Below are 18,102 nucleotides of genomic sequence, written 5' to 3'. Positions count from 1 at the left end.
GCGGGCGATCCGTCAATCCCATTTCTTCAGCAGGCGCGCCAGCTCGCCGGTTCGTTCCATCTGTTCGACGGCGCGCCGCACGCGCGCCGTCACCGCCGGATCGACGTGCGTGCCCAGCGCCATGTAGGTTTCGGTCTGGTACATCACCTGGGGCAGAATCCTGACCTTGGCGCCGTAGCCGGAACGCTGCACGAAACCTTTCAGCCCCGGCCCCCGGTGCAGGAAGAAACGGCCCCGGCGCGCCACCAGCTTTTGCAGATTGTTCATCGGGTCGGCCGCGCTGGCGCTGAATTGCAGGTTGCCGATGCGCTCCAGCGCCTCGGTGGTGCCGAAACCGCGATTGGTCAGGATCACGCCGTCGGCCCCCAGTTTGCGCACGTCATCCCAGCTGTGGATGACGACGGGGTCGTCGGCGCGGGCGAGCAACTGGAAGCGCAGCGGCAGCAGCGGCAGGTCGATATAGTTGTATTGCACTTCGCGTTCGGGCGTGCGCTGGATCGCGCACAGCGCGTCGTGCTGGTGGTTGGCCACTTCGGCGTGGGCCCGCACCAGCGGCAGCCACTGCTGGTCGCCGATGAAGACCAGGCCCGGATCGATGCGCTCGATGGTGCGGAAAATGTCGATGCACACGCCGATCACGCGGCCATCGCCGGCGTCGATGAACTTGGGGTCGGTGCCGGCCTGCGCCGCCACCCGCAAGGCGACGACCGGTGCGGCGGCCGCCGCATGCATGGCCGGGGCGGCCGCGAGCAGCAGCCAGCACGCCATCAGCGGCACTTTCAGCCGTCTCATGTCTTCTCTCGATGAATTGCACGCATATTTATTGCCATTCCGATATTGCTGAAGGACTTAATTTTTTAACTATCGGAAAGTATAACAGTGTGCCTGCCGCGCATATGGTTGGCTAGACTGGTTCGCCTTGCCAAAGAAAGGTATCGAGCTCGATGGCGCCGGTTGCCAGCACGCCTTCCGCCATCAGCCTCTGCGCGTGGTCGGGGATGGTGGCGGGCAAGTGGCCGCGCGCGTTGACGATGCGATGCAGCGGCACGCCGGTGGCGAGGCTGCGTTTGATGTAACCCGGAATGGCGCGGACAAAACCAGGGTCGGCGCCGATCGCCAGCGCGACATCGCTGTAACGCACGACCCTTCCGCGCGGGATCGTCGGCACGAAGTCGAGGAATCTTTGGTAGACCGATTCGGGCAGCGCGGGATAGCGGCCGGGGATCAGCTCGAGCGTGTCGCCGCGCTGGAGTTGACCGCCGGCGACGACCACGCCGAGGATGCCGCGCCGGCCGATCATGCCGGCCAGATCGTCGACCAGCGGCAGCAGTTGCTTGCAGGGTTCGCAGTGCATCGTCAGGCGGATCTCGATACCGCTGGCGCTGGTGAGCGCGCTGCCGGGCTGGAAGTCCCCGGGCCTGTCGGTGGAGATCACCAGGTTCTCGCGCAGCGCGCCGGCAGGCAGCGACAAGGCCTCAAGCTCGGACGCACTGGTCACCAGGATGTGGCGCGGACTGAGTCGGTGGGCGTTGATGTCGTCCTGGATGCCGAGTCCTTCGACCAGCGTCAGGCTGTCGGCGCGGGCCATCGGCTTGGCGTGGCGGGTTTTGACGAAGAGATGTTCTGCCTTGGCGCTCATGGGGCCAGTATAGCGTGGCCGCTCCCGCTCCCGCTCCCGATAGCCGGATCGCCCAAACAAAAAAAGCAGCTGCGATTGCTCGTAGCTGCTTCATCTGATACTGCGAATTCGGTGGTAGGCCGTGCGGGATTCGAACCTGCGACCAACGGATTAAAAGTCCGCTGCTCTACCAGCTGAGCTAACGACCCCCGAAAGAGGCCGTATTATATACAGCCCTGGGCGAAGTGCAAAGGGTTTTCTGAAATCATTTTATTGTTTCCTTCATTCCCAGCGCGGCCGTGACCTTGAGCACCTCGTCGGCGGTGGTCGCGCCTTCCTGGATTTTCAGCGCGCCGGCGATGCGCAGCGGCTTCATGCCGTCGGCCACGCTCTGGCGCCGCAGCGCGTGGATGTCGGTCTCCTCGCGCACCTGCTCGCTGAACGCCTGCGTCACCGTCAGCAACTCGTAGAGGCCGGTGCGGCCCCGGTAGCCGGTCTGGCGGCATTCCGGGCAGCCGACCGGGCGGTAGACCGTCGCCGGCTTCGGCAAGTCCCAGTCGCCGACGATGCTGTGCCAGATCTCGTCGCCCAGCTCGCCATCGGCGGCCTTGCAGTCGGCGCACAAGGTGCGCACCAGGCGCTGCGCCATGATGCCGATCAGGGTCGCCTCCAGCAGGTAGTAGGGCACGCCCAGCTCCAGCAGCCGCATCACGGCCGACGGCGCGTCGTTGGTGTGCAGGGTCGACAGCACCAGGTGGCCGGTCAGCGCGGCCTGGATCGCCATCTCGGCCGTGGCCAGGTCGCGGATCTCGCCGACCATGATGATGTCCGGATCCTGCCGCATCAGCGCGCGCACGCCGTCGGCAAACGACAGGTCGATGCCCGGCTGCACCTGCATCTGGTTGAAGGCCGCCTCGACCATCTCGATCGGGTCTTCCACCGTGCAGACGTTGACCTCCGACGTCGCCAGCGCTTTCAAGGTGGTGTACAAGGTGGTGGTCTTGCCCGAGCCGGTCGGCCCCGTCACCAGGATGATGCCGTGCGGACGCTTGGTCAGCGCGTCCCAGCGCTCGGCGTCGTCGAGCGGAAAGCCCAGTTCCGGCAGCGTCTTGACCACCACGTCCGGATCGAAGATGCGCATGACCAGCTTTTCGCCGAAGGCGGTGGGCAGGGTCGACAGGCGCAGCTCGACCTCCTGGCCGCCGGCGGTGCGGGTCTTGATGCGGCCGTCCTGCGGGCGGCGCTTTTCGATCACGTCCATGCGCCCGAGCAGCTTGATGCGCGCGGTCATGGCGATCATCACCACCGCCGGCACCTGATACACCTGGTGCAGCACGCCGTCGATGCGGAAGCGGATCGCCGCCATCTCGCGTTTCGGTTCCAGGTGGATGTCGGAGGCCCGTTGCTCGAACGCGTATTGCCACAGCCAGTCGACGATGTTGATGACGTGCTGGTCGTTGGCGTCGACCTGTTTGTTGATCTTGCCCAGCTCGACCAGTTGCTCGAAGTTGTTGCGCAGCGAGAGGTCGTTGCCGTTGGATTTGTTGGCCTTCTTGATCGATTTGGCCAGGCTGAAGAATTGGGCGGTGTACTGGGCGATGTCGAGCGGGTTGGCCATCACGCGGCGGATCGCGCGGCGCGACACCTTGGATATTTCCGCCTCCCATTCGATCGAGCTGGGATCGGCGGTGGCCACCACCAGCGTGTCGTGCGTGAGCTCGACCGGCAGGATGTTGAAGCGCGCCGCGTAGCTGGCCGACATGACGTCGGCCACTTTGGTGAAGTCGATCTTGAGCGGGTCGATGCGGATGAATTGCAGGCCGGCGCGCTGGGCCAGCCATTCGCATAAGGCATCGAGGGTGAGCATCTTGTGCGGCGGTTGCGCCGACAGCAGCTTGGCGTGGGCCACCGCGCAGAGAGGGTGCATCGGGCCGACCGTGTTCTTGAGGATGGCCTGGCTTTGCGCGTACAGTTCCTTGACCTCGGTCTTGCGGATCATGCCGTCGGCCAGCAGCCAGGTGTAGATTTGCTGCAGATCGAGCGGGGCTGGCTTGGTTGCTGGCTGGGCGGAAGGCATCGTTGCGGTCACTTTCAAAGTTGGGCGGAACGGTGATGCAACTTCGACGGCAATGGTGAGGATGTTGGCGGCGCCTGGCGGATTACGCTGCGCTAATCCGCCCTACGTGTTTTAGACAATTCTCACACTGTGGCCAGGCTTTGCGCTAATCCTTTGACCCATGACTTCGCCGGAAGTTTGGTCTCGGCGACGATTTGCGCGGCGCGCTCGGCCAGCGCCACGACATCGATCGCGCGCTTTCGTTTGAAGGCGATGGCGACGACGTTGCCGTCATGGACTTCCGGCAGGCACACCACCTGCTCGAACGCGAACTTGATCGCCTTGATGTTGCGCGCGTAGCTCGGGTGGTCGCCGAACAGGTTGACCGTCATGATGCCGTCGTCTTTCAAGCAGGCGTTGCAGGACTGGTAGAACTCGGCGCTGTCGAGCACCGGGCCGCGCGCGGTGGCGTCGTACAGGTCGACCTGCAACACGTCGAGCGCGCCGGCGTTGGCTTCGTCGTTGACGTAATCGAGCGCATCCATTTCCACCACGCGCAGCCGGGCGTCGTTCGGCGGCAGCTTGAACATCGAGTCGCAGATGGCGATCACCGACGGATTCAGCTCCACCGCCGTGACCGACGCCGACGGGAAGGTCGCGTAACAACACTTGGTCAAGGTGGCCGTGCCCAGGCCCAACTGGGCGATGGCCGCCGGCTCCTTGAGCCACAGCATCCACGCCATCATCTGCTGCGCGTACTCGAGCTCCGGCCAGTTGGGCTTGCGGATGCGCATCGCGCCCTGCACCCACTCCGTGCCGAAGTGCAGATAGCGCACGCCATCCTGTTCCGACAAGGTTACCGGCGCATATTTTGCCTTGCGCGCCGGACGGGAGGATTCTTCTTTTCGATGGATTTACGTTTGATCAGCATGGGGCGGGCTTGGGGGAGGGGAGCGGGAGGTCAGTGCGCATTATCCCGCGATGCCTTACCTCTAGGCAAGCCAAAAACGGCAATGCCGGTCGATGGACCGGCATTGAACGGGATTGCGCGGAATTCGGGCGATCAACGCTGCATCGGCTCGACCACCACGCGCAGGCGCACGCGCTCGCCCGGGTCGTACGACATGACGCTGGTGTAGTTGCGGCCGCGATAGTCGTAGGTGACCTCGTAGCCCGAGGTGCGCGATTCCCAATGGTCGACGGTGCGGCACTGCTTGACTTGCTGTTCCTGTACGCCGCCGCTGTTGGGCAGATTCTGGTTGTCGACGCGGTCGCCGACCACGGCGCCGGCGATGGCGCCGGCGGCGGTGGCCACCGAGCGGCCGCTGCCGCCGCCGACCTGGTTACCGGCCAGACCGCCGATCAGGCCGCCGATGATGGCGCCGCCCACGCCGCGCTGCGGCGCCGGCTGTTGGACTTGCACGTATTCGGTGCGGCATTCCTGGCGCGGACGGTTGATTTGCTCCACTTGCGGGGTGACGCGCACGACCCGGCCGAAATCCTCGAAATCGGCAGCCTGGGCGAAAGGCAGTGCGCTCACGCAAAGTACGGATGCGATCAATTTGGCTTGCAAGTTCATTTGGTACCTCGTTGTCTGTCAGGGGTGTCTTATCAGGGATTCTGATATTGCATGCTTCCTATGGTATTCCCGTTAGCGCCCCGGAACCAGTGGCCAATCGGTATCTGTGGCAACAAATTGTAACAGCGGCCAAGGCTTCCCGCCGGCGTGCCGGGAGCGGGGCCATAGTCATTCCGCGATGAAATTGTGCGGATTCGGGCCAAAACAGTCCAAAATTGTTCTGTTTCTGACAAATATTGCGTGGGCAATCACATTCGTGTTGATCTGGAAGGAACAACACGTTACCCTAATATGCGTATGGGATTCGAGAAAGATGTTGAATCAGCCACGGCAAGCTTAGACCAGCGGGCCGTGTAAAGTGGACAGGTGCTCAAATTATTTACTCATTAATCAACAAGTTAGGCACTCACGACAGCAAAGTGGACACACCGTACATACCAGGTCAAATGGGGGAAAACGAGACGCTGCTGATGACCGTGCCGCCCAACCTCGTGCAGTCGATCCGCGCCTTCCGCGTGGTCGAGTTGCAGGAGGAAGCGGCCCGCCTGGGCCACCACTTCCTGTACGCGCACTGCAATGCCGGCGCGACCAAGCAGCAAGTGCTGGGCATCATCGCGGAATCGTTTCTGTTTCCCAAAGGTATAGGCAAGAATTTTGACGGGCTGCGCGAGACGCTGACCGCAACCATGTTCAATGCCGGCACCCAGGAGGGTTTCCTGGTGGTGCTGGAGCAATTGCCCAATACCCAGAAATTTGACAAGGAAGCGCGGGAAACCTTATTGGACGTCTTCCGCGACGCTGCCGATTATTGGGCCGAAAAGAAAGTTCCATTCCGGGTGTTTTACTCCTTCGAGTAGGCCGGAATCCCCCTCCGCATCCCGCTTCGACCATGGGGCGGATGCCTGCTGCGCCGCAGCAATTCTCGGCATTTTCTGGTCCGGCCCGTGTGGACAAGGTACAATGTCGGCCTATGAAAAACATCGTCATCCTTATTTCGGGTCGCGGCAGCAACATGGAAGCGATAGTCCGCGCGGCGCAAGCCGAGCGCTGGCCCGCCCGTATTGCCGCCGTGATCAGCAACCGCGCCGACGCCTCCGGGCTGGCGTTTGCTGTTGAATACGGAATCAAGACGGCTGTTGTTGCCAACAAAGACTACGCCAGCCGCGCCGAGTTCGACGCCGCTTTGCAGACCGTGATCGACGGCTTTTCGCCCGATCTGGTGGTGCTGGCCGGTTTCATGCGGATTTTGACGGAGCCTTTTGTCGCGCATTACGCCGGCCGCATGCTCAATATCCATCCATCGCTGCTGCCGCTGTTTCCCGGCCTGGCGACGCATGCGCAGGCGCTGGCCGCCGGCGTGGCCGAGCATGGCGCGACGGTGCATTTCGTGACGGCCGAACTCGATCACGGGCCGATGGTGGCGCAAGCTGCAGTGCCGGTGCTGCCCGGCGACACGGTGGAAACCCTGTCGGCGCGCGTGCTGGAACAGGAGCATGTGATTTACCCGCGCGCGGTGCGCTGGTTTGTCGAGGGCGGGTTGACGATAGCGCAGGAAACGGTGCAGGTCCATGTGGACGAGCATGTGACCACCACAAAATAATTTAACCAAGGAATTCCATGAGATTGCCACCAGCGATACTCGCCAACGCCGAAGAAGTGTTGCGCGAGATTTTGCGCTTTGCCGCGCCCGCCGACACCACGTTGTCGCGCTATTTTAAAGACCACCCGCGCCTGGGCGGCCGCGAACGCGGCGGCATCGCCGAGTGCATCTACAACGTGCTGCGCAACAAATCGTTCTATACCGATTTCTCCGAAGCGGGCGGTGGCGCCACGATGCGCCGCCTGACCTTGCTGGGCATGGCCGACGCCGTCGGCCTCGATTCGATGGGCGGGCTGACCGAAGACGAGATCGCGTGGGTCGAGCGCATCCTGCTGATCGACCGCAAGGTGATGCACAAGTCGAGCCGCTCGAACATGCCGAAGTGGCTGTTCGACAAGCTGGTCGAGCAGATGGGCGAAGAGGAAACGCTGGCGCTGGCCGACGGCATGAACCAGCCGGCGCCGCTGGACCTGCGCGTCAACGCCATGAAGGGCACGCGCGAGGAAGTCGCCGCCGGGCTGGCCGAAGCGCCGATCCGCAGCACGCCGACGCCGTATTCGCCGCAGGGCCTGCGCGTGCTGCAAAAGCCGGCGCTGCAAAACCTGCCGCTGTTCAAGAGCGGCCATATCGAAGTGCAGGACGAGGGCAGCCAGATCCTGTCGGCCATCGTCGGCGCCAAGCGCGGCGAAATGGTGGTGGACTTCTGCGCCGGCGCCGGCGGCAAGACCTTGGCGCTGGGCGCGACGATGCGCAACACCGGCCGCCTGTACGCGTTCGACGTGTCCGAAAAACGTTTGGCCAAGCTGAAGCCGCGCCTGGCGCGCAGCGGCCTGTCGAACGTGCATCCGGTGCAGATCGCACACGAGCGCGACGCCAAGATCAAGCGTCTGGCCGGCAAGATCGACCGCGTGCTGGTCGACGCGCCGTGCTCGGGCCTGGGCACCTTGCGCCGCAATCCGGACGTCAAATGGCGCCAGCAGCCGAGCGCGATCGGCGAACTGCAGGTCAAGCAGGCGGCGATTCTGGACGGCGCGGCGCGCCTGCTCAAGGGCGGCGGCCGCCTGGTGTATGCCACCTGCAGCTTCCTGGAAGACGAGAACGACTTCATCGCCAAGCAATTCCTGGAAACGCATGCCGATTTCGAGCTGGTGCCGATGAGCAAAGTGCTCGCCGAGCAAAAGATCGACCTGGAGATGGGCGACTACCTCAAACTGCTGCCACACAAACACCAGACCGACGGCTTTTTCGCCGCCGTGTTCGAACGCAAGCCGATGCCGAAAAAACCGGCGCCGGTGAAGGAAGAAGAGGAAGCTGCCGACGAGGAGTAATCTTCGCCGTACGCAATAAGTGAAAGACCGGGAGATCGACCTTGCCCGGTCTTTTTTAACATTCATACGGCCGGGCCGCGCGTTTACGCTACGCTACGGCCTCTAGCCACACTCAGCAATAGACATGCCCAAACAACAGCCGCTTTTCAATCTGATCGAAGACCTTTCCGGCGACCTGCGCGATCCGGCGCTGCTATGGCAGATCGCCGCGATCGTCGTGTCGGTGGCGCTGGGATGGACATTGGCGCGGCTGTTGCGCAAGTACACGGGACGCGATGAAACCCGCAACGACATCATGCGCTTCGGCGTGGAGAGCGTCGGCCGGGTGGTGCCGCCGATGCTGGTGGTCGGCCTGCTGACTTTGTCGCGCATCGCGTTGCTGGAGTTCTACAAGCATCCCAACAACCTGCTGAAGGTGGCGATACCGATCTTCGGCTCGCTGGCGGTGATCCGCTTCACCGTCTACCTGCTGCGGCGCGTATTTGCCCGCCGCGGCGAGATCAGCCCGACGATGCTGGCGTTCGAGAAAATCTTCCAGTTGCTGGTGTGGCTGGCGTTCGTGCTCTACATCACCGGCCTGTGGGACGACGTCTTCCTTTATATGGATAACACCATCCTGCCGATGGGCAAATACAAGGTGTCGATCGCGGACGTGCTGCAAGCGATCGTGTCGGTGGTGGTGATGCTGATGCTGGCGCTGTGGGCCGGCACCGCGCTGGAGGAATGGCTGATGCGCCTGCAGGGCATGCACACCAGCCTGCGCGTCGTGCTGTCGCGTACGGTCCGGGCCGTGCTGATCCTGGCGGCCGTGCTGGTGAGCTTGTCGCTGGTCGGCATCGACCTGACGGTGCTGTCGGTGTTCGGCGGCGCGCTCGGCGTCGGCCTGGGTCTGGGCTTGCAGAAGATCGCCAGCAACTATGTGTCCGGCTTCATCATCCTGCTCGACCGCAGTCTGACCATCGGCGACATGATCACGGTCGACAAGTACAGCGGCAAGGTTACGCAAATCAACACGCGCTACACCGTGTTGCAGGCGCTCGATGGCATGGAGTCGATCATCCCGAACGAGATGTTGGTGTCGGGCGCGGTGCAGAACTCGTCGCTTTCCAGCAGCCTGGTCAATATTTCCACCAAGGTTTCCGTGGCTTACGACACCGATGTCGACATGGTGCTCAAATTGCTTGAAGAAGCGGCGCTGAGCGTCGAGCGCGTCAACAAGGAGCGCCTGCCGTCGGCCACCCTGCTGAATTTCGGTGCAGATGGTCTCGATTTGCAAGTCGGCTTCTGGATCGACGACCCCGAAAACGGACGCGGCGGCGTCACCTCCGACGTCAACCGTGCGATCTGGCGCGCGTTAAAGGAGCACGGCATATCGGTACCGTTCCCGCAGAGGGAAATGCGCATCTTGGGCGCGTTGCCACCGGCATTGGCCGGCGAAGAAAGCACGACCGTGCCAAAGGAAAACCCTGTGACCGCTGGAAATCCTTCCTCAAATCACCTTTGATTCAGCGTACAATTACAGGTTGTTAGCACGACTAATGGACTTCCTGCGCCTGTCGAAAACGCAATATTTGCGGAGCCACCGCGATGCGTGACACGCCCACTTTGGAGTATTAATGAGCTTTAGTTTAAATGCGGTACTGGATTTTCTGTCTAACGGGGTCACCCGATTTAGCGCCTGGGAAGTGTTTTTCTACACCCTGGCCGTTACACACATCACCATTGCCAGCGTTACCATCTATCTGCACCGCCACCAGGCGCACCGCGCGCTCGAGTTGCACGCGATCCCAAGCCACTTCTTCCGTTTCTGGCTGTGGCTGACCACCGGCCAGGTCACCAAGGAATGGGCGGCGATCCACCGCAAGCACCACGCCAAATGCGACACCGAGGAAGATCCGCACAGCCCGGTTACCCGTGGCATCAAGAAAGTGTTCTGGGAAGGCGCCGAACTGTATCGCGCCGAATCGAAGAACATGGAAACCATGGAAAAGTATGGCCATGGCACGCCGACCGACTGGATGGAGCGCAACGTGTACACCCGCTACAGCTGGGCGGGTGTGGTGGCGCTGCTGTTCATCAACTTCGCACTGTTCGGCGTCATCGGTATTTCCGTGTGGGCCGTGCAAATGATGTGGATCCCCGTGACCGCCGCCGGCATCATCAACGGCATCGGCCACTACTGGGGCTACCGCAACTACGACTGCTCCGACGCGGCCACCAACATCATCCCGTTCGGCATCCTGATCGGCGGCGAGGAATTGCACAACAATCACCACACGTTCGCGACGTCGGCCAAGCTGTCGTCGAAATGGTACGAGTTCGACATCGGCTGGGCGTACATCCGCGCGCTGGAAATCATGGGTCTGGCCAAGGTCAAGAAACTTGCCCCGGAGCCGAAGTTTGCCAAAGGCAAAGTGGAAGCCGACTTCGACACCTTGCAGTCGGTCATCGCCAACCGTTACGACGTGATGGCGAAATATGCCAAATCGATCAAGGCTGCCTGGCACGAAGAGGTCGAGCACCTGAAAACCAAGGCCGAGCTGGAATCGCGTTTCCTGAAGTCGTCGCGCAAGCTGTTGCAGCGCGAGCCGGGCAAGCTGGAAGCGCCGCAGCAGCAGCAGCTGGTGGAACTGTTCCAGCACAGCAAAGCGCTCGAAACCATGCACAACATGCGCGTGGAACTGGGCGTTATCTGGGAGCGTTCGCACTTCACGCGCGACCAGCTGCTGCACAAGCTGCAAGACTGGTGCAACCGTGCCGAAGCGTCGGGCATCAAGTCGCTGCAAGAATTTTCGTTCCGCCTGCGCAGCTACGCATAAGCAAGCTCTGCAGAAGCGACAAAGCCCCGGACGTCAAACTCCGGGGCTTTTTTACATCTAGACTCAACATTCGGGGTCAAGTCTAACATTCGGGGTCAAGTCTGGCATTCGGACACGGGCCCAACATTGGATGTACGTTTTACCCACAAAATGGCGCCGGGCCGTGTCCTACGGTTGACAACGTGTCCAAATGTCAGACTTGACCCCCGGAGTGTTGGATGTACGTTTTACCCACAAAATGGCGCCGGGCCGTGTCCTACGGTTGACAACGTGTCCAAATGTCAGACTTGACCCCCGGAGTGGGGACGTAAAAAAACCGCCGGGCTTGCGCGGGGCGGTTTTTTCGGAAGCGAAGATCGATTACTTGATCTTGGTTTCTTTGAACATGACGTGCTTGCGTGCTTTAGGATCGAACTTCATGATCTCCATTTTAGCAGGCGTGGTGCGCTTGTTCTTGGTGGTGGTGTAGAAGAAACCCGTGCCTGCGGTCGATTCCAGTTTGATTTTGTCGCGGCCAGTTTTTGCCATGGTAGCTCCTAATTAGACTTTTTCGCCACGGGCGCGCATGTCGGTCAGGACGGCGTCGATGCCGACCTTGTCGATGACGCGCAGACCAGCGTTGGACAGACGCAGGGAAACCCAGCGGTTTTCAGATTCAACAAAAATACGACGGTTCTGCAGGTTAGGCAGGAAACGACGTTTGGTTTTGTTGTTTGCGTGGGAAACATTGTTGCCGACCATCGGCTTCTTCCCAGTAACTTGGCAAACACGTGCCATAACGCACTCCTTAAAAGACATTCCACAATTGGAAAAACGAGAGTATATCCAAAAAACTCAGCTTTTTCAATGACTTGTGAAAAACAATTGTGTCTTGATAATCTCAATAAATTTAACAATTGTGACTTCCTGGGGCATTTGGGCACTTCTCCTATGAAAACCTCGTGGCGCCGGTGCGAAATTCACATCTGCCCATGCTCGGCAAACGAATGCACCTGATGGCCAGCGACAACAAAGTGGTCGAGAATGCGGATGTCCACCAACCCTAGCGCCTGCACCAGCGCCCGCGTCAGCAGCAGATCGGACTCGCTAGGATCCGGCGTGCCGGAAGGGTGGTTGTGCGCGAGCATAACGCTGGCGGCATTGCGCGCCAGCGCCTCCTTCACCACCTCGCGCGGATAGACGCTGGTGTGGGTCAAGGTGCCGCGAAACAATTCCTTGCTGTCGATCAGGCGGTTTTTGACATCCAGGAACAGCACGTGGAACGATTCGAAGGGTTTGCCGCTAAATAGAAGCAGCAGATATTCCTTCACCGCGCGCGGCGATCCGAGTGCGGTGCCGCATCGCACTTCCTCCAGCATGGCCCGGCGCGCCAGTTCCATCACCGCTTGCAGCTGGGCGAACTTGGCCGGTCCCAGGCCGTGGATCGCCGAGAACTCCTTCAGGCTGGCGCCGAACAGTCGCTGCAGTGATCCAAAATGGTGCACCATGTGCTGGGCCAGTTGTACCGCGTCCTGCCCGGGCACGCCGATGCGCAGGAACACCGCCAGCAATTCCGCATCCGACAGGGCGCTCGCGCCTTCGCGGATCAGTCGCTCGCGCGGACGGCGTTCGGCCGGCCAATCATTGATCGTCATCGATATCCTCCGCAAATCATCACAGCCGGCGGGCGCGAGGGGCAAGGTGGCTTACAATATAGCCTTTGCCAGCTCACCGAACCCAGTCATGTCTAACGCGCAACCTGTCGTCACCCAATCGGCCTATCTCACCCTGCATTATCGTCTGGCCTCCCTGGACGGTACTGATATCGTCACTACCTTCAGTGGAAATCCCGCGACCCTGATGCTGGGCCAGGGCCAGCTGGCGCCGGTGTTGGAGGAATTGCTGATCGGCTTGCCCGAAGGCACGCACAAGACGTTCGAGCTCGAACCCGGCGTCGGCTTCGGCCCGCGCAACCCGGAACTGGTGCGCGAAGTCACCCGCGCCACCTTGGACGAGAACTCGGTGCCCGGCGCCGACTACAAAGTCGGCGACCTGGTCGACTTCGCCGCGCCGGGCGGCGGGCGCTTCGCCGGCATCCTGCGCGAGCTGGGCGATGAAACCTGTCTGTTCGACTTCAACCATCCGCTGGCCGGCCAGCCGCTGAAGTTCGAAGTCAATTTAATTTCCGTTCTGTGAGGCACTGATGAGCGATAAAGAACTCCTGTTGGCCCAGCCGCGCGGCTTTTGCGCCGGCGTCGACCGCGCAATCGAGATCGTCGAACGCGCGCTGCTGCAGTTCGGCGCGCCGATCTATGTGCGCCACGAAATCGTCCACAACGCCTATGTGGTGGAAGACTTGCGCAACAAGGGCGCGATCTTCATCGAGGACCTGGACGATGTCCCGGCCGGCAACACGCTGGTGTTCTCGGCCCACGGCGTCTCGAAGGCGGTGCGCGCCGAGGCGGAGTCGCGCGGCCTGAGCATCTTCGACGCGACTTGTCCGCTGGTGACCAAGGTGCACGTGGAAGTGGCCAAGATGCGCAAGCAGGGCTGCGAGATCATCATGATCGGCCACGACGGCCATCCCGAGGTCGAAGGCACGATGGGCCAGACCGAAGAGGGCATGTATCTGGTGGAAACCGTGGCCGACGTCGAGCGTCTGGAAGTGAAGAAGCCGGAGCACCTGGCCTATGTCTCACAGACAACGTTGTCGGTTGACGACACCGCCGAGATCATCGAGGCGCTCAAACGCAAGTTCCCGGCCATTATCGAGCCGAAAAAAGGCGACATCTGTTACGCCACCACCAACCGCCAGGAAGCCGTGAAGTTCATGGCGCCGCAGGTGGAACTGGTGATCGTGGTCGGCAGCCCGAACAGCTCCAACTCCAACCGCCTGCGCGAAGTGGCCGAGAAGATGGGCACGCCCGCCTACATGGTCGACAACGCCACGCAGATCAACCCGGAATGGCTGGAGGGCAAGCTGCGGGTGGGCGTGACCGCCGGCGCGTCTGCCCCCGAGGTGCTGGTGCAGGCCGTCATCGATCGTCTGAAAGAGTGCGGCGTGCGCAGCGTGCGCCCGCTAGACGGCGTGCAGGAGGCGGTGACGTTCCCGCTGCCGAAGGGCCTGGACGGACAAAAAGCGGCGGCGATCGGCGGCGCAGCCTGAGCCCCCAAACAGTCGCGCAAAACTTAATTCAGTACTTTCGGCGTTATTCCGCAGTTAGTTTTTCGGGAATCTCGCTATCATTGCCTCGCTCGCAAAAACTTGTCGATTAGGCCCTTAAGTGGATCAATCGACACCCAGCCAGTTCGCAGGGTTTGATGCCGCTCAGGCATGAAACTTGCATGATTATCGTGTAGTCAACCGCGGCACTACGGGGACACCTCACCCCGGGTGCCGTTTTTGTTACTTGGACCGTCTGTGCAATACAAAAGTAAAGGCTCTTAATGGATACTTTTATCCAACAAATCATAAATGGACTGGTGCTGGGCAGCATGTACGCACTGGTCGCACTTGGGTACACCATGGTGTACGGCGTGCTGAACCTGATTAACTTCGCCCACGGCGACGTGCTGATGGTCGGCGCCATGACCGGCCTGACCATCCTGAAATACCTCAACGAGTACGCGCCGGACCTGCCCGGCTATGTCAAGCTGGCCATCGCCATCGGCGGCGCCATTCCGGTTTGTATCATCGTCAACGTCATCATCGAACGTGTCGCCTATCGCCGCCTGCGTAACGCGCCGCGTCTGGCGCCCCTGATCACGGCGATCGGCGTGTCGATCCTGCTGCAAACCTTTGCCATGATGATCTGGACCCGCAACCCGCTGCCGTTCCCGCAGTTGCTGTCGTCCGAGCCGGTGGTGATCGGCGGCGCGCTGATTTCGCAGACGCAGATCCTGCTGCTGGTGCTGGCCGCCCTGTCGATGACCGGCCTGGTCTTGCTGGTGGAAAAAACCAAGATGGGCCGCGCCATGCGCGCCACGGCGGAAAATCCCCGGGTCGCCGGCCTGATGGGCGTCGACTCGAACAAGGTCATCGTCGCCACGTTCGCGCTCGGCGCGGCGCTGGCCGCCGTGGCCGGCGTGATGTGGGGCGCCAACTACGCCTCGATCCAGTTCGCGATGGGCTTCGTGCCGGGCCTAAAGGCTTTCTCGGCGGCGGTGTTGGGCGGCATCGGCAACATCTACGGCGCGATGATTGGCGGTATCGTGCTCGGCATTATCGAGAGCCTGGGCGCCGGCTACATCGGCGACCTGACCGGCGGCTTCCTCGGCAGCCACTACCAAGACATTTTCGCCTTCGTCGTGCTGATCCTTGTGCTGACGGTGCGTCCGTCCGGCATCATGGGCGAGCGCGTCGCCGACCGCGCGTAACAGGGGGAGCTCATGGCTATTCTCAATTTCGACGTTTCCCGCAATCCGCGCAAGGCCTACGGCAGCATGGCCGTAATCTTCATCGGCTTGCTGATCTTCCCGTTCTTTGCCGCGCAGTTCGGCAACTCGTGGGTCCGCATCATCGACATGGCGCTGCTGTACATCATGCTGGCGCTGGGCCTGAACATCGTGGTCGGCTTCGCCGGCCTGCTCGATCTGGGCTACATCGCGTTCTACGCGGTGGGCGCCTATATGACCGGCCTGCTGGCCTCGCCGCAATTCGCGGCGCTGCTCGAATCGGTCATCAACCAGTACCCGGTGCTGGGCGAGTCGCTGGTGTCCATCTTCGGACCTGAAATCCAGCAAAACGGCATCCACCTGTCGGTATGGGTGATCGTGCCGCTGGCGGCCGCCACGGCCGGCCTGTTCGGCGCGCTGCTGGGCGCTCCCACCCTGAAGTTGCGCGGCGATTACCTGGCCATCGTGACCCTGGGCTTCGGCGAGATCATCCGTATCTTCATGAACAACCTGAACGAGCCGATCAACTTCACCAACGGTCCGCAGGGCATCAACCTGATCGACCCGATCCGCGTGTTCGGCGTCAATCTGGCGGGGGAGGCCGGTTCGCGCGCCAACGTCGTCATCGGCGGCTTCTCGATGCCTTCCGTGAACGCCTACTATTTCCTGTTCCTGTTCTTGTGCATCGCCATTGTGTTCGTCACGTCGCGCTTGCAGCACTCGCGCCTGGGCCGCGCCTGGGTCGCGATCCGCGAGGACGAGATCGCCGCCAAGGCGATGGGCATCAACACCCGCAACGTCAAGCTGCTGGCGTTCTCGATGGGCGCCTCGTTCGGCGGCGTCGCCGGCGCGCTGTTCGCCTCGTTCCAGGGCTTCGTGTCGCCGGAATCGTTCTCCCTGACCGAGTCGATTGCCGTGCTGGCGATGGTGGTGCTCGGCGGTATCGGCCATATTCCCGGCGTGATCATGGGCGGCGCGCTGCTGGCGGCGTTGCCGGAAGTATTGCGCCACGTCGTCGAACCGCTGCAGCAAAAGCTGTTCGGCCACATCCTGATCGAAGCCGAAGTGCTGCGCCAGTTGCTGTACGGCCTGGCCATGGTGCTGATCATGCTCAACCGTCCGGCCGGCCTGTGGCCCGCGCCCAAGCATGAAGACCGTCCCGACAGCGATTCGGATACCAAAGATCAATCGTCCGGCACCGTGGCGGCTTGAGGAAACAACTATGAGCGAACAAGTCATTCTCAACATCGCCGGCGTCAACAAGCGCTTCGGCGGCCTGCAGGCGCTGACCGATGTCGGCATCAAGATACTGAAGGGCCAGATCTACGGCCTGATCGGTCCCAACGGCGCCGGCAAAACCACGTTCTTCAACGTCATCACCGGGCTGTATCAGCCGGACACGGGCACCTTCGAGCTGGCCGGCAAGCCGTATTCGCCGTCCGCGCCGCATGAGGTGGCCAAGGCCGGCATCGCCCGCACCTTCCAGAACATCCGCCTGTTCGGCGAGATGACCGCGCTGGAAAACGTCATGGTCGGGCGCCACGTGCGCTCGCACCAGGGCGTGTTCGGCGCCGTGTTCCGCCACAAGGCGGCGCGCGAGGAGGAGGCGAGCATCCGCAAACGCGCGCAGGAACTGCTGGACTTCGTCGGCATCGGCCAGTTCGCCAACCGCACGTCGCGCTTCCTGTCGTACGGCGACCAGCGCCGCCTGGAAATCGCCCGCGCGCTGGCCACCGATCCGCAGTTGCTGGCGCTGGATGAACCGGCAGCCGGCATGAACGCGACCGAGAAACTGGCGCTGCGCGAGTTGCTGGTCAAGATCAAGAACGAGGGCAAGACCGTGTTGCTGATCGAGCACGACGTCAAAATGATGATGGGCCTGTGCGACCGGCTGATGGTGCTGGAATACGGCAAGCCGATCGCCGAGGGTCTGCCGGCGGAAATACAGAGCAATCAGGCGGTCATCGAAGCCTATCTGGGAGGATCGCACTAATGAGCGGTAACGTAAGCGCAAACGTTCTAAAAGTATCGGGACTGAAAGTCGCGTACGGCGGCATCAAGGCCGTCAAGGGTATCGACCTGGAAGTGAACAAGGGCGAGCTGGTGGCGCTGATCGGCGCCAACGGCGCCGGCAAGACCACGACCCTGAAAGCCATCACCGGCACCCTGCCGGCCTGCAAGGTGGAAGGCACGATCAGCTATGAAGGTGAATCGCTGAAAGGCAGCAAGTCCTACCATCTGGTGCAGAAGAAGCTGGCGATGGTGCCGGAAGGACGCGGCGTGTTCACCCGCATGTCGATCCAGGAAAACCTGATGATGGGCGCCTTCACCCGCAACGACAAGGCCGGCATCGAGGCCGACATCGCCAAGTGGTTCGACGTGTTCCCGCGCCTGAAGGAGCGGGCGGCGCAGATGGCCGGCACCTTGTCGGGCGGCGAGCAGCAGATGCTGGCGATGGCGCGCGCGCTGATGTCGCATCCGAATTTGTTGTTGCTGGACGAGCCGTCGATGGGGCTGTCGCCGATCATGGTCGAGAAGATTTTCGAAGTGATCCGCAATGTCTCGAAAGAGGGAATCACCATCCTGCTGGTCGAACAGAACGCCAAGCTGGCGCTGCAAGCGGCGCACCGCGGCTATGTCATGGATTCGGGAAATATCACGATGACCGGCAACGCCCGCGACATGCTGGACGATCCGCGCGTCAAGGCGGCCTATCTGGGCGAGTAAG

The 18,102-nt window shown here is 61.8% G+C and carries 18 protein-coding genes, 1 tRNA gene and 1 pseudogene; 11 read left to right on the top strand and 9 right to left on the bottom strand.

All coding sequences use genetic code 11. The features are described from left to right. Nucleotides 1-12: 12 nt before the first annotated feature. The 6 genes and pseudogenes from AC0IYS_RS24810 to AC0IYS_RS24785 form a co-directional block, all read right to left on the bottom strand. Nucleotides 13-792, bottom strand: a complete 780-nt coding sequence (locus AC0IYS_RS24810) for a substrate-binding periplasmic protein (RefSeq protein ID WP_471707662.1) — start codon at nucleotides 790-792, stop codon at nucleotides 13-15. Nucleotides 793-904: 112 nt separating this feature from the next. Next, nucleotides 905-1,639, bottom strand: a complete 735-nt coding sequence (locus tag AC0IYS_RS24805) for an MGMT family protein (RefSeq protein WP_471707661.1) — start codon at nucleotides 1,637-1,639, stop codon at nucleotides 905-907. A 112-nt stretch (nucleotides 1,640-1,751) separates the two neighbouring features. Then, nucleotides 1,752-1,827 (bottom strand) — tRNA-Lys (locus AC0IYS_RS24800). Between the two features lie 56 nt (nucleotides 1,828-1,883). Continuing rightward, a complete protein-coding gene (tfpB, locus tag AC0IYS_RS24795) occupies nucleotides 1,884-3,695 on the bottom strand; it encodes a type IV pilus assembly ATPase TfpB (protein WP_471707660.1) in 1,812 nt (603 codons plus the stop codon). A gap of 122 nt (nucleotides 3,696-3,817) precedes the next feature. Next, nucleotides 3,818-4,605, bottom strand: a pseudogene (locus AC0IYS_RS24790) (spermine/spermidine synthase domain-containing protein). A 132-nt stretch (nucleotides 4,606-4,737) separates the two neighbouring features. Then, complete coding sequence (locus tag AC0IYS_RS24785) at nucleotides 4,738-5,253, bottom strand: glycine zipper 2TM domain-containing protein (RefSeq protein ID WP_209726695.1); 516 nt, start codon at nucleotides 5,251-5,253, stop codon at nucleotides 4,738-4,740. 470 nt (nucleotides 5,254-5,723) lie between these two features. Here AC0IYS_RS24785 and AC0IYS_RS24780 point away from each other — a divergent pair, with 470 nt between their 5' ends. From AC0IYS_RS24780 to AC0IYS_RS24760, 5 genes are all read left to right on the top strand, one after another. Next, a complete protein-coding gene (locus AC0IYS_RS24780) occupies nucleotides 5,724-6,110 on the top strand; it encodes a barstar family protein (RefSeq protein ID WP_471708934.1) in 387 nt (128 codons plus the stop codon). A gap of 113 nt (nucleotides 6,111-6,223) precedes the next feature. Further along, entirely contained in the window at nucleotides 6,224-6,853 is a 630-nt protein-coding gene (gene purN, locus AC0IYS_RS24775; protein WP_471707659.1) for a phosphoribosylglycinamide formyltransferase, read from the top strand. A gap of 17 nt (nucleotides 6,854-6,870) precedes the next feature. Next, the gene (locus AC0IYS_RS24770; protein WP_471707658.1) at nucleotides 6,871-8,181 is read left to right on the top strand and encodes an RsmB/NOP family class I SAM-dependent RNA methyltransferase; all 1,311 of its coding nucleotides are present in this window, start codon (nucleotides 6,871-6,873) and stop codon (nucleotides 8,179-8,181) included. Nucleotides 8,182-8,305: 124 nt separating this feature from the next. Further along, nucleotides 8,306-9,685: a mechanosensitive ion channel family protein gene (locus tag AC0IYS_RS24765; protein WP_471707657.1), complete on the top strand. Its 1,380-nt coding sequence runs from the start codon at nucleotides 8,306-8,308 to the stop codon at nucleotides 9,683-9,685. Between the two features lie 112 nt (nucleotides 9,686-9,797). Continuing rightward, nucleotides 9,798-11,000, top strand: coding sequence for a DesA family fatty acid desaturase (locus AC0IYS_RS24760; protein ID WP_471707656.1), 1,203 nt, complete (start codon nucleotides 9,798-9,800; stop codon nucleotides 10,998-11,000). 360 nt (nucleotides 11,001-11,360) lie between these two features. On the opposite strand, the gene rpmG is transcribed toward AC0IYS_RS24760, so the two are convergent. The 3 genes from rpmG to radC all read right to left on the bottom strand — a co-directional run bounded on the left by rpmG (nucleotide 11,361) and on the right by radC (nucleotide 12,634). Next, entirely contained in the window at nucleotides 11,361-11,528 is a 168-nt protein-coding gene (gene rpmG, locus AC0IYS_RS24755) for a 50S ribosomal protein L33 (RefSeq protein ID WP_008451489.1), read from the bottom strand. A 12-nt stretch (nucleotides 11,529-11,540) separates the two neighbouring features. Beyond that, the gene (gene rpmB, locus AC0IYS_RS24750) at nucleotides 11,541-11,777 is read right to left on the bottom strand and encodes a 50S ribosomal protein L28 (protein WP_026637479.1); all 237 of its coding nucleotides are present in this window, start codon (nucleotides 11,775-11,777) and stop codon (nucleotides 11,541-11,543) included. Between the two features lie 182 nt (nucleotides 11,778-11,959). After that, a complete protein-coding gene (radC, locus tag AC0IYS_RS24745; RefSeq protein ID WP_471707655.1) occupies nucleotides 11,960-12,634 on the bottom strand; it encodes a RadC family protein in 675 nt (224 codons plus the stop codon). 88 nt (nucleotides 12,635-12,722) lie between these two features. On the opposite strand from radC, the gene AC0IYS_RS24740 reads away from it, so the two are divergent. From AC0IYS_RS24740 to AC0IYS_RS24715, 6 genes are all read left to right on the top strand, one after another. Next, nucleotides 12,723-13,175, top strand: a complete 453-nt coding sequence (locus tag AC0IYS_RS24740; protein WP_471707654.1) for an FKBP-type peptidyl-prolyl cis-trans isomerase — start codon at nucleotides 12,723-12,725, stop codon at nucleotides 13,173-13,175. Nucleotides 13,176-13,182: 7 nt separating this feature from the next. After that, nucleotides 13,183-14,145, top strand: a complete 963-nt coding sequence (gene ispH, locus AC0IYS_RS24735) for a 4-hydroxy-3-methylbut-2-enyl diphosphate reductase (protein WP_471707653.1) — start codon at nucleotides 13,183-13,185, stop codon at nucleotides 14,143-14,145. Between the two features lie 281 nt (nucleotides 14,146-14,426). Next, nucleotides 14,427-15,356, top strand: coding sequence for a branched-chain amino acid ABC transporter permease (locus tag AC0IYS_RS24730; RefSeq protein WP_471707652.1), 930 nt, complete (start codon nucleotides 14,427-14,429; stop codon nucleotides 15,354-15,356). 12 nt (nucleotides 15,357-15,368) lie between these two features. After that, the gene (locus tag AC0IYS_RS24725) at nucleotides 15,369-16,586 is read left to right on the top strand and encodes an ABC transporter permease subunit (protein WP_471707651.1); all 1,218 of its coding nucleotides are present in this window, start codon (nucleotides 15,369-15,371) and stop codon (nucleotides 16,584-16,586) included. A 10-nt stretch (nucleotides 16,587-16,596) separates the two neighbouring features. Then, nucleotides 16,597-17,367: an ABC transporter ATP-binding protein gene (locus AC0IYS_RS24720; protein ID WP_471707650.1), complete on the top strand. Its 771-nt coding sequence runs from the start codon at nucleotides 16,597-16,599 to the stop codon at nucleotides 17,365-17,367. Continuing rightward, nucleotides 17,367-18,101 carry an ABC transporter ATP-binding protein gene (locus AC0IYS_RS24715; protein WP_471707649.1) on the top strand — a complete coding sequence of 245 codons (735 nt, stop codon included), beginning with the start codon at nucleotides 17,367-17,369 and terminating at the stop codon, nucleotides 18,099-18,101. Before AC0IYS_RS24720 ends, AC0IYS_RS24715 begins: the two co-directional genes overlap by 1 nt. The last annotated feature ends 1 nt before the right edge of the window (nucleotide 18,102 follow it).

It is taken from the genome of Duganella sp. AC237 (assembly GCF_979254035.1).
The sequence above is the reverse complement of the archived record's forward strand: the minus strand, read 5'-3'. Positions and strand labels throughout refer to the sequence as shown.